The sequence below is a fragment of the Olivibacter ginsenosidimutans genome (assembly GCF_039542865.1).
GTDB lineage: Bacteria > Bacteroidota > Bacteroidia > Sphingobacteriales > Sphingobacteriaceae > Olivibacter > Olivibacter ginsenosidimutans.
The window spans coordinates 201,622-213,174 of the sequence record NZ_BAABIQ010000003.1; the positions used below are offsets into that span (position 1 = coordinate 201,622).

General features: G+C 40.8%; 10 protein-coding genes. 1 reads left to right on the top strand and 9 read right to left on the bottom strand.

Annotated elements, in window-relative coordinates:
• Positions 1-15 precede the first annotated feature (15 nt).
• From ABD930_RS02175 to pyrR, 3 genes are all read right to left on the bottom strand, one after another.
• Positions 16-3,156 (bottom strand): tetratricopeptide repeat protein, encoded by a 3,141-nt coding sequence (locus ABD930_RS02175; RefSeq protein ID WP_345230047.1) that lies wholly within the window; start codon positions 3,154-3,156, stop codon positions 16-18.
• 141 nt (positions 3,157-3,297) lie between these two features.
• Positions 3,298-4,242, bottom strand: coding sequence for an aspartate carbamoyltransferase catalytic subunit (locus tag ABD930_RS02180; RefSeq protein WP_345230048.1), 945 nt, complete (start codon positions 4,240-4,242; stop codon positions 3,298-3,300).
• 13 nt (positions 4,243-4,255) lie between these two features.
• Positions 4,256-4,816 (bottom strand): bifunctional pyr operon transcriptional regulator/uracil phosphoribosyltransferase PyrR, encoded by a 561-nt coding sequence (gene pyrR, locus ABD930_RS02185; protein WP_345230049.1) that lies wholly within the window; start codon positions 4,814-4,816, stop codon positions 4,256-4,258.
• Positions 4,817-5,098: 282 nt separating this feature from the next.
• On the opposite strand from pyrR, the gene ABD930_RS02190 reads away from it, so the two are divergent.
• Positions 5,099-5,257 carry a lmo0937 family membrane protein gene (locus ABD930_RS02190; protein WP_345230050.1) on the top strand — a complete coding sequence of 53 codons (159 nt, stop codon included), beginning with the start codon at positions 5,099-5,101 and terminating at the stop codon, positions 5,255-5,257.
• Between the two features lie 10 nt (positions 5,258-5,267).
• Here the strand turns inward: ABD930_RS02190 and ABD930_RS02195 are convergent, their stop codons facing one another.
• The 6 genes from ABD930_RS02195 to ABD930_RS02220 all read right to left on the bottom strand — a co-directional run bounded on the left by ABD930_RS02195 (position 5,268) and on the right by ABD930_RS02220 (position 11,117).
• Positions 5,268-5,684, bottom strand: a complete 417-nt coding sequence (locus tag ABD930_RS02195) for a DUF983 domain-containing protein (RefSeq protein ID WP_345230051.1) — start codon at positions 5,682-5,684, stop codon at positions 5,268-5,270.
• A gap of 75 nt (positions 5,685-5,759) precedes the next feature.
• On the bottom strand, positions 5,760-6,605 hold the full coding sequence (gene ypfJ / locus ABD930_RS02200) for a KPN_02809 family neutral zinc metallopeptidase (protein ID WP_345230052.1): 846 nt from the start codon (positions 6,603-6,605) through the stop codon (positions 5,760-5,762).
• Positions 6,606-6,806: 201 nt separating this feature from the next.
• Positions 6,807-7,133: a DUF3276 family protein gene (locus ABD930_RS02205; protein ID WP_345230053.1), complete on the bottom strand. Its 327-nt coding sequence runs from the start codon at positions 7,131-7,133 to the stop codon at positions 6,807-6,809.
• Positions 7,134-7,342: 209 nt separating this feature from the next.
• Positions 7,343-7,561 (bottom strand): hypothetical protein, encoded by a 219-nt coding sequence (locus ABD930_RS02210; RefSeq protein ID WP_345230054.1) that lies wholly within the window; start codon positions 7,559-7,561, stop codon positions 7,343-7,345.
• 182 nt (positions 7,562-7,743) lie between these two features.
• A complete protein-coding gene (locus ABD930_RS02215) occupies positions 7,744-10,017 on the bottom strand; it encodes an aconitate hydratase (RefSeq protein ID WP_345230055.1) in 2,274 nt (757 codons plus the stop codon).
• A gap of 155 nt (positions 10,018-10,172) precedes the next feature.
• A complete protein-coding gene (locus tag ABD930_RS02220) occupies positions 10,173-11,117 on the bottom strand; it encodes a hypothetical protein (protein WP_345230056.1) in 945 nt (314 codons plus the stop codon).
• Between the last annotated feature and the right edge of the window lie 436 nt (positions 11,118-11,553).

Here is an 11,553-nt window from a genome sequence, read left to right on the forward strand (position 1 = left end):
TTGTTTAATCGGAACTTATTGCTCTACCTCCGTAGCATCTGCCGATAGACTGTCTGTTGTCAAGCTATCTACGGTAGTCGTATCGCTTGATGTCTTTACACTGTCTTTCGCCTTATTTTTGCTTTCCACTTTTTTGCCCGTTATTTTTTCTAAATGTTCTTTTGCTGTTGGGATAATGTCATCGTCGCCCTCATAATTTTCGATGATACTTTGTAAGGTACTCTTTGCTTGGAATTCATCTTTTAACTTCACATAGCAATCGGCTAACAGGATGAAGCTTTTAGCCACCCAATAGTCGTAAGAAGGCATGTTTTTGATTAAATCAAAAGCTGTTGTTTGAGCAGCTTTATACTCACCCGCTTCGTATTGTAGTTTGCCAATATTGTATTTAGCTTCAGCACCAACAATGGTCTGACTGGTTTTGACGGCCTCATCCAGTTCTTTCCTAGCGGTTGTTAAATCGCCTTTCAACATATAGGCTTTTGCAGCATATAAGTTTGCTTTCGCCTTATCTTCAGCGGAAGATTTTTCATATTCCTTAACATATTTTGCATACATTAAGGTATTATCAAAATCATGAATATTGAAATAAGCAACCATTAAATTGCTAATAGCAAAGCCATAATGGGATTTATATTCTGCCGTAAGCTCCAGTTTTTTGAGCGGGGCAATGGCCTCATTATATTGCTTTTGTTCTAAGAAAAGACTGGATACGCTGAGTAGCGTGCGTTCCGTATAAGCGCTGGTCCAATCATTTAGGATAATATTAAAATCATGTAAAGCCTCCTTCGGGTGTCCGGTTTTATACAAGCTTTCTGCTCGGATAAAGCGTGCAAACTTTTCTTGAATAGGTTTCGGGAATTTGTCGAAGTAGGCGTTAACGGCTTCAATTGCCGCTTGGTAATCGCCACGCGAAAAATAGTTATTGGCCACCTGAAAAGTAACGTTATCTTGTTCGGCAGTTGATAGATTGCCAATGGCGGTTGTATTGGCGTAGTTTAAGAATCCTTGTGCATCTCCTTTATCGATATAGATGTTTTGTATGGATTTTAACGCTTGTTTCGCCTCGTCTGTTGTCGGATATTGCTCAACTACCCGTTGAAAAGTGCTTACGGCTGCATCGTTATTATTTTCATTGTATTGCACTAATCCTATGGTTACCAATGCACGGGGAACATAACTACTGCGTGGATATTTTTCGATCATATCTTGTAAGCCCTTGATAGCTACTTCGTTCTCTCCCCTTAAAAATAGGGTATAAGGTATTTCAAAACTCGCATCATCGGAATAGTTAGAATTGGGATATCGCGCTAGCAAATCGGTCATGATAGCCAATTTACCATCGGAGTCACCTTGTAGCCCTCGGATAATTCCGCTTTGGAATAGCGCATAATCCTGTGTTTTAGCCTTCGAGCTCATCAATTTATTGTACTGATCCATTGCCCGTCCGTAATCTTTTAACATGAAATAGGAGTCACCCAAGCGAGCAATTGCATCATTCCGCGTATTGAGTTCAATAGGTTCGCCACTATTCAGGAATTTGGCAAAGTAATTTGCCGATACACTGTAGTTATCGTTCCGAAAGGCAGCGTATGCTAAGGCATAGTTCGCATAATTATAAACATCGGTATTTTTTGCTGCCGGTAATTGTAAGAATTTACTGAAGTTGGTGGTTGCTTCACCATATTTTCGTACTTCATACATGGCTTCTGCTTTCCAATAGGTCGCTAATGCCAATATTTCTGGATCATAGGGATTCTGCTCCGAGCGCATGAATATAGAAATCGCATTTTCAAAGGCTCGTTCGTTATAATATTCCAGCCCGCGGAAATACGTTACCTTTTGGTAAGCTTCGTTGGCTGCTTCGGTTCGTTTGGGGATGGATTCGATCATGTCTACCGCAGCGCGATAATCCTTAGTGCTCAACAAAATCTCCGCCATTAACGTTTTGGCTTCATCAACATTTTTAGAACGGGGATACGTCTTTAGGTATTCTTGGGTAGCCGTTAGCGCCACTTGGTGGAACTCTAATTCATAGGATAATTTTGCATAATTCAAAAGTCCTTGCTCTTTCATAGCAGGATCGAAATCCAATTTAGAGGCCTTGAAGAAGGCATTTCTTGCGCTCTCCTTGTTTCCTTGTTTGATAAAACAGTCGCCCAATATAATCATACCACTTTGCAGGTAGGCGTCAGGATCACTTAGTTTTTCCAGTTCTTTAATCGCCTTTTCATAATTGCCGCTTTTGTAAGCTAAGTAGCCAATTTGGTAATCATCCTGATTGTTTTGCGTTTTTCCTTGATCTCTGGCCTGAAATTTATCGTAATATTCCTTTGATTTTTTTAAGTCATTTTTAGCAAAATAGGTAGCGCCAATAATGCGTAAGATTTCCGTCTCGTTTTCCTGTTTGGTGCGCTCCATGATGGGGAGAATATAGGCGAGCACGTCGTCATAACGTTTATCCATAAAATACAGGGCAGCGATATAATAGGGATAACTGCTTTCATAGGTTTTTGAACCTTTTAGGCGTTCAAATTCCCGAAGAGCAACGGCATACTCTGCATCTAGGTAGCTGATGTAAGCATAGTAGTAGATGGATGCTTCCTGATATGCACCGCGTTCGTCCTTCAGGCGCTCAAACAGTAGTTTAGCCGTTTTATAATCGTTGGTCATAAATAGCGAATACCCCAACTTGAAGCGATATTCTGTACTTTCGCTTCCGCTTAAACTGTTATTATCCAATTTATTGAACCACTCAATAGCTTTAGCATAATCTTTTTTGCCAAAATAGGAACGTCCAACCTGAAAATAAGCTGCTTTCGTGTTTGCACTCGTTGGATGGTCTTTAATAAATTTGAGAAAGAGACTTTCTGCATCTCCATTACCTAATTCCAGTGCACAAACTGCTTGATAAAAGCGTGCATTTTCCTTTAGTTGAGACATTTGATCGCTTTCATCCTGTTGTATCGTCGTATTGGTACGAATTTCTTCTACTTTACCTAACTGATTGTAAGCAGAGGCATATTTTCCTCGTTCATACAATTCCATTCCGGTTTTATAAGCTTGGTTCATGGATTGCCAGGCGCTCTGTTGTGCAGCTGCAGTGCTGGCAAAAAGACTGAGTAGTAAACTAATTCGGGTGAATTTATTAAACATATTGTTCAAATTCTTTTATGCTAAATTAATGGGATGTTATAAGTTTATGTACACTATTACCTAACAAATGTTAATAACCTTAGTATATAACGGTATTAATAGTTAAATAATGTGTACACGATATATTTTTGCGTGTTAGGACTAATCATTCAATCGTTTTCCAGCCAGTAGATAGAGGACGGCCATCCGAACAGCAACGCCATTTTCTACTTGATCCAATATGATCGCATGTTTGCTGTCGGCCACATCACTAGTGATTTCGACACCGCGATTAATAGGACCGGGATGCATAATCGTAATGTTGTTATCCAGTGAGTCGAGGATTTCCTTATTTAATCCATACAGCATAGCATATTCTCTTAATGAAGGGAAATAATTGATATTCTGTCTTTCCAGTTGTATACGCAACATATTCGCTACATCGCACCACTGAAGTGCTTTGATGAGATTATGCTCTACTTTGACTCCAAGAGACGTAATGTACTTGGGGATCAGTGTTGTCGGGCCGCATACCATAACCTCTGCCCCTAGTTTATGTAAGCAAAGAATGTTGGAAAGCGCTACCCGTGAGTGCAGGATATCACCTATAATAGCCACTTTTTTACCCGCAACCGCTCCGTATTGTTCACGGATGGAGAACGCATCTAACAATGCTTGAGTTGGATGTTCATGGGCACCGTCTCCAGCATTGATGATTTGCGCGCGAACATGTTTGCTTAAAAAAACACCAGCACCGGGATAAGGATGACGCATCACAATCATGTCCACTTTCATGGCTAAAATATTATTAACCGTATCAATAAGGGTCTCTCCTTTACTAACCGACGAAGACGATGCTGCAAAATTGATCACATCAGCCGATAGGCGTTTTTCAGCAAGCTCAAACGAGAGTCGGGTTCTGGTGGAGTTTTCAAAAAATACGTTTGCTATGGTTATATCCCGTAGGGAAGGAACTTTTTTAATAGGACGATTGATGACATCTTTAAATGTCTTGGCTGTGTCGAGAATAAGGTTAATATCTTCGACCGAGAGATCCTTAATGCCCAAAAGGTGTTCAGTACTTAGCTGTTGTGCTGTTTCTGCCATTTTATGTATACGATCAAATGAGGTGATTTTGCTCTTCAGTTAATAAAATAATTTGGTCTTCGCTATCTGTTTCACGCCAATTTACAATAACACGTTGCGAATTAATCGAATCTACCTGTATACCGATATAATCCGGTTGGATAGGCAAGTGTCTTGAAAAACGGCGGTCCACTAATACCAATAACTCCACCTTCTCAGGTCGGCCGAAAGCCTGTATGGCATCTAAGGAAGAGCGAATCGTTCTACCGGTCCACAATACGTCATCAATTAAAATAACTTTTTTGTTTTCGATGACAAAATTGATAGTCGTTGCACTGGGTACTAGCGGACCGCTTTCTTTGCGGCGAAAGTCATCCCGATAAAAAGTATTGTCGAGCTCACCCATTAAAATAGGTTCGATATGCAAAATTTTTTGCAATTCTTCCCGAATGCGCCTAGCCAGATAAATGCCTCTAGGTTGTATGCCAATTAGGGCTGAATGCTTAAAATCATGATGATTTTCAATCAATTGCCGACAAAGGCGTTGTATGGTTAATTGAAACTTCGGACCGCTTAATAAGATGGATCGTTGCATCGGAACTAAATTAGTGGTACCTATAAAACCTTGTTTTTACTCGATGCAAACTTAGCTAAAATGCTTGGTATTCCAAGGGATATCGGTAAAACAAAAAGGAAAATTTGTAGTTATAAGTGTTGAGTTATACGTTATAAGAAAGGGGGTTGAGGTATAGGATATAAGGCGTAAGGTTTAAGGAAATTAGCCAATGAGATGATTAGCTCGCAACATACAACTGGCAACTCATGTGGGTTTTCCGTTTTTTTACTTTTGAATTTTTAGTTTTTACTTAACATGACTATGAGAGCATTATTTTATATTATTGCAGTCGTCTTACTTATCGGTTGGGCCGCAGGAACCTTTGTTTATGCCGTAGGGAATTTGATCTACATCCTGTTGGTATTAGCCATTGTGGCTTTGGTGCTGGGAATGGCTCGTAAAAATACGAGAAAGGATTGACGTCTATTTTTTATAGCGGTTCCTGCTCGATATCTTTTGATAACTCAGGCTGATATTTTAACGTAGGGTCAAGCCAATACATCTGAATGATCCTGGAATATCGATAATTAAGTGGTCCTAATAGTAGTACACCTACTAAAATAATTCCAAGGTACAACCATGGATTTTCTGATCCGTTGGATAAAACATAGGTTGCTACACCTAACGTAATAATCTCGGCAACATTAAATGCATAGGTCACATACATGGCCGTATAAAAATAGCCGGGTTGACGTTCAAATGTTAAGCCACAATGTGCACATTTTTCATACATCTTATTGCTGCCCGGTTTAAACATATTTCCTTTCCTGCAACGTGCACATTTACCCTTGAGCATGGCAGGGAATGCAGCAATATGCGGTTCATTTGTGAGCTGTTGATGTGCCATGCGCAAATTTAGCAAAAATAATGTGTTTTTGAGGCTTCACGGGCGCATATATTACGATGAACGGATAACGAATAACTAACGATCATGATTAAACGTGTCTCCTTGGGTGATATCACCTGTTTCATAGCCTTTTTTAAACCAATAGACACGTTGTGCAGAAGTGCCATGGGTAAAAGCATCGGGCACGATTTCACCTTGGGTTTGCATTTGTAGTTTATCGTCGCCTATGGCATTCGCCGCTTTCAGTCCCGCTTCAAGGTCGCCTGATTCAAGAAGCTGTTCCCGTTCATTGGCATAATGCGCCCAAACACCGGCAAAGAAATCGGCTTGCAATTCGAGCTTGACGGATAGTTGATTGTATTCTTTTTCACTGAGCTGATCGCGCATTCGCTGCACGTTATCCATGGTGCCGTTTAGGTATTGAATATGATGGCCTACTTCATGGGCTACCACATAAGCCATGGCAAATTCACCAGGGGCACCAAAGCGATTTTTTAATTCATCGTTAAAACTTAAATCAATGAAGAGCTTTTGGTCGGCCGGGCAATAAAAGGGCCCCATCGCTGTAAGGCCAGCGCCGCACGCCGTTGTGGTTTGGTCGCGATAAAGTACCAGTTTAGGCGCTTGATACGTCTTTCCATTTTCTTGAAGGATCTGTTGCCAAATATCTTCTGTGCTACCCAATACCACCCGTACAAAAGAGGTTAACTCCTTTTCTTCGTCACTTAATTCAACTGATGCTGATTGTTGAGGGGTATTATCCTGTAATTGCTGCAGTACTTCAGTGGGATCACCGCCTAAGAAACTGACAATGATGGCAATGACGATTGCTCCTATGCCGCCACCTAAGGCAAGCCCTCGACCAGACATACCCCTTCTATCTTCGAAATTATCACTTTCTCTTCTACCTTTCCAGCGCATCTTTCACTTTTATAATATAAATATAAGAGCCTATAAAAAATTTAACTATACAAATTTAAACAGGCTCTAATTGATTTGTTCTTTTTCTTCCGTAGCGATGATTGACTAAGCTGCCCTATTTTAGGTGGGATAGCCAATAACAAACAAAAAAAGCCTCAAATGGTTGAGGCTCTTAACTGATTAAATCAATTAAGTAGTCTTTTAAAAGGAAAAATCGTCATCCTTTTTAGCATCGGCGATGATACCATTTTCGCTAAATTCATAACGTTTCTCCACTACTTCCTGATGAGCCTTAATATACTCGACTGTTTCACTGAGACCTTCAGCGAACTTTTCAAAATCTTCCTTGTATAAGAAAATTTTGTGTTTAACGAATACACCATCTTCCAGTCTCTTTTTACTTTCTGTAATGGTTACATAGTAATCATTCGATCTAGTGGCCTTTACATCAAAAAAATAGGTGCGCTTCCCTGCTCTTACCTTTTTTGAAAAAACTTCTTCCCGTTCTTTGTTGTCAAAATCTCCCATTGTCAAATCTTAGTTTAAGTTTCCCGGATTCGGTATAAATATAAATCAATATTTTTTAATAATGCAAATGAAGGCAAACAAAAACTGAAAAAAAACGTTTTACGGAATTTTTTATTAGCATAGAAAAGAGGATAAATATGCTTTTCAAGGCAGTTTTTGATAGGAAAATAGGTTGGCGGGGAAAAATAAAAAATAATAAGCGTTTAAACTTATTTATCCTGTAAATAATCGAATCGGTCGCCAAGCTCTTCACTATCCCGATAACTTTTAACCATATCATCCCCATCGTGCATGCTTAACCTTTTTCTTAGAGGTGTCTCTGCTCCCAGACCTCTTAATAAGGCATAAAGACTGTTTAAATCAAAATCAGTCCGTTGAAGCCTGATCAGGTATTGATTGTCCGAAATTTCAATATGCAATCGTTCCATATGCATGATTTTTTATCAAAGGTTATTTTTTTAAATGATAAGACGGTTAAATTGGTATGAAGTTTTGGTTAAGAGAGGCTTTAAGAGCATAAAGCTTAAAGCAAAAAGCGTAGAGCATAAAGCCTATTGCCTAACGCTTAAAAACGACAAAGGCGCCAAACAAATCGGCGCCTTTGTCGTTTTTAAGCGTTATGTGCTTGATTTTTTCGAATAATATTTAATGCGCCTCCGGCTTTAAACCATTCTATTTGTTGTGCATTATACGTATGGTTTACTTGGAAACGGTCGGTTGTTCCATCCTGATGGTGCAAGATAACCGTTAATTGCTTCTCTGGAGCAAAGTCAGTTAAGCCTAAGATATCAAAAGTATCGTCTTCCTGGATTAAATCATAGTCAGACGGATTGCTAAACGTCAAGGCTAACATCCCTTGCTTTTTGAGATTCGTTTCGTGTATCCGGGCAAAAGATTTGACTAAGATGACGCGAACACCAAGATGACGTGGTTCCATCGCGGCATGTTCTCTAGAAGAGCCTTCGCCATAGTTTTCATCACCAACAACAATGGTATGGATACCTGCCGCTTTGTAAGCACGTTGTGTAGCCGGAACTGGACCGTATTCGCCTGTCAATTGATTCTTAACGCTGTCAGCGCTGTCATTAAAATAATTGATAGCACCAATGAGCATATTATTGGAAATATTGTCTAAGTGTCCACGATATTTTAACCACGGTCCAGCCATGGAAATATGGTCTGTGGTACATTTACCCTTAGCTTTAATCAATAATTTTAAACCAGTGAGGTCCGTGCCTTCCCATGGTTTAAATGGTTCCAATAATTGTAGACGATCAGAAGAAGGACTAACAATTACTTCCACTTTACTGCCATCAGCCGCAGGTGCTTGATAGCCGGCATCTTCTACAGCAAAACCTTTGATCGGTAACTCCAAACCTTTTGGTTCATCCAATTTAACCTGTTCGCCTTGATCATTCGTTAATGAATCGGTTAAGGGGTTGAATAATAGTGAGCCTGAAATAGCCATTGCCGTAACAATTTCTGGGGAGGCTACGAAGGAATGGGTATTCGGATTACCATCAGCACGCTTGGCAAAGTTCCGGTTAAAAGATGTGATGATCGAGTTACGCTCTTTCTTTTCAGCGCCGTGACGCGCCCATTGCCCGATACAGGGCCCACAGGCATTGGCTAATACTACACCGCCAATTTTATCAAAGGTATCCAAAAAACCATCACGTTCTACCGTATAACGCACTTGCTCAGAACCGGGGGTTACGGTATATTCAGATTTTGCCACTAAATGTTTATCTACTGCTTGTTGGGCTAAAGAAGCTGCTCGGCTGATATCTTCATAAGACGAATTGGTACAAGAGCCAATTAAGCCTACTTCTAATTTTTCCGGCCAGCCATTTTCTTTTACAGCAGCGGCAAATTTAGAGATTGGCCATGCCAAATCTGGCGTAAAGGGCCCGTTGATATGTGGTTCCAATTCAGATAAGTTAATTTCGATCACCTGATCAAAATAGTGTTCCGGATTGGCATAAACTTCAGCATCGCCGGTTAAGTGTTCTTGAATAGTATTGGCTAGGTCGGCAATGTCGGCACGATCGGTACCCCGAAGATAAGCCTCTGATTTTTCATCATAGCCAAAGATCGATGTGGTAGCACCAATTTCAGCCCCCATATTACAGATCGTCCCTTTACCTGTTGCGGAAAGCGAGCGGGCACCTTCACCAAAATACTCTACGATAGCTCCTGTACCACCTTTAACCGTTAAAATACCAGCTACTTTTAAGATCACGTCTTTAGCCGCTGTCCAACCGTTAAGTTTACCCGTTAATTTTACGCCAATTAATTTTGGAAATTTAAGTTCCCAAGGGAGGCCTGCCATCACATCACAAGCGTCAGCACCACCTACGCCAATAGCAACCATTCCTAAACCACCGGCATTTGGTGTGTGGGAGTCTGTCCCGATCATCATACCGCCAGGGAACGCATAATTTTCTAATACAACTTGGTGAATAATTCCCGCACCGGGTTTCCAAAAGCCGATGCCGTATTTGTTGGATACGGAAGCCAGAAAATCATACACTTCTTTATTTTGGTCGGTAGCCACAGCCAAGTCGGTTTCTGCACCAACTTTAGCTTGGATCAGGTGGTCACAATGAACAGTAGAAGGCACAGCAACCTGCGGACGGCCAGCTTGCATGAATTGCAATAGCGCCATTTGGGCCGTTGCATCTTGCATCGCTACGCGATCGGGAGCAAAATCTACATACGATTTTCCTCGACTATAGGCTTCATTTGCTTCACCATCCCATAAATGGGCATATAAAATTTTCTCCGTTAAGGTAAGTGGTTTGCCTACTACCTTTCTGGCCGCTGCTAAGCGACTTTCGTAGCGGGCATAAACCGCTTTGATCATTTCTATGTCAAATGCCATGTTCTAATATGTTTAGTAAGAATATTACGTGCTTTTAGGCCTGTCACAAATTAACGCATCTGATTTCTTGGAGACGTTGTACTCATTATCAGCCGTTAAGCGTGACGAATTTAAGAAAAAAAAGCCCGTACATATCCTTTTTGGAAGCTTTTGAACTAATTTGGAAATGTTCTAAACTGTTTTGTCTGCAATCGCTTGGCATCCTTTTTTTGCTGGTGGTCTTTTAAGCGATTTATTTCAAATTGTTTTTCTTGCCTTATCGTATAAAACCATTCGGCTTCCTCGACGGGTTGGTGTTCAACGCCGATAGCAACCTGCCGGTTTCGCTCATATAAGTCATCATCCACTCGAAAAGCCGTTAAAATACCGCTTGGAAGCTGGTGTTTATCACCCATTGTTTTTCGGCGTTTCAACCAGTCGAGCTGGTAGTAATGTAGGGAAAGGAAAACAAAGACCAACGTCCCTTTCTGCAGTTGTTTGAGGCATTGCCAATGTACATCATGTGTATAGGGAAGAGTGGCATCGTCCATTTTTGCTTTAGCCAATATAATTTCATCTACTGCCAGTAATTGATACTCCTTTCTTTGGTAGTCAAGCCCCAGTACGGCGATACGCAGAAAAGAACCTGGGTAGGGCTGTATGTTGGTCTGTAAGAAGGGGATATGTTTTTCGGGTGTCAGGCCATTTAGTTGCACGATTAGGGTGCCATCCGGCTGAACGGTACATTGAGGCATCAGCAAGAGATTCTTTTCAAAAGATCCTTTGGGGTTAAACTGAAAACCAATAAATGGACTTGGGTCGATATCATTTAAATTTTTCTCCTTGCTGTCCTGCGGCAAGGCGGCGACACATTGGCGCATCACGGCAGTCAATCTACCCGAAAGGTAGGGGTCTGTATATTCAAAAAGATAACTGCCCATTTGGCGGATGATTTTGGTCGCGTTGCTGCATAAACCGAATTCTTGAGCGGAGATTTGAGTATTCGTCGTTTGTTTAATTTTTCCAGGTTTGCTTTGGACGATCGTTTCGCCGTTTAGTTGACGGTAAATTTCATTACCTATTTTTCCTTTAGGATTGCCTTTTTTGTCTAGTTTTGCCATAATTATTTATAAATTTGTTATGATACAGGTTATTGTACAAATGACCTTCGTTGTTTTTAATTTTTAGCTTCCTTCACCTTAAACGTATACCAACTTCGCTTCAGCTTTGTACCTTCTTGGTATCATCTTCGCCGTTAAGGTACCGTTGTTTCAGGCTTTATCCGGATTAAGTCCGGGTTTTTGCCCTTAAAACGCGGAGACACCCCGGACAGAACCCGGACTCACCCCGGAGTCACCTCGAAAAAAGTACGAAACAAACCCGATGCAGATGCGAAGAAAATCCGGAATGTTCTTGAAAGCTAGACGCAAGGCTTATAAGCGGTACGCAATATAAGGATTATTTGTAAAATTCAGCAAAATATTGGGAATAGCGGCGTTTATCCGCCAGCTGGCGGATAAACGGGTGATTTTATCTTTACAGTTTACCAAGTGAATG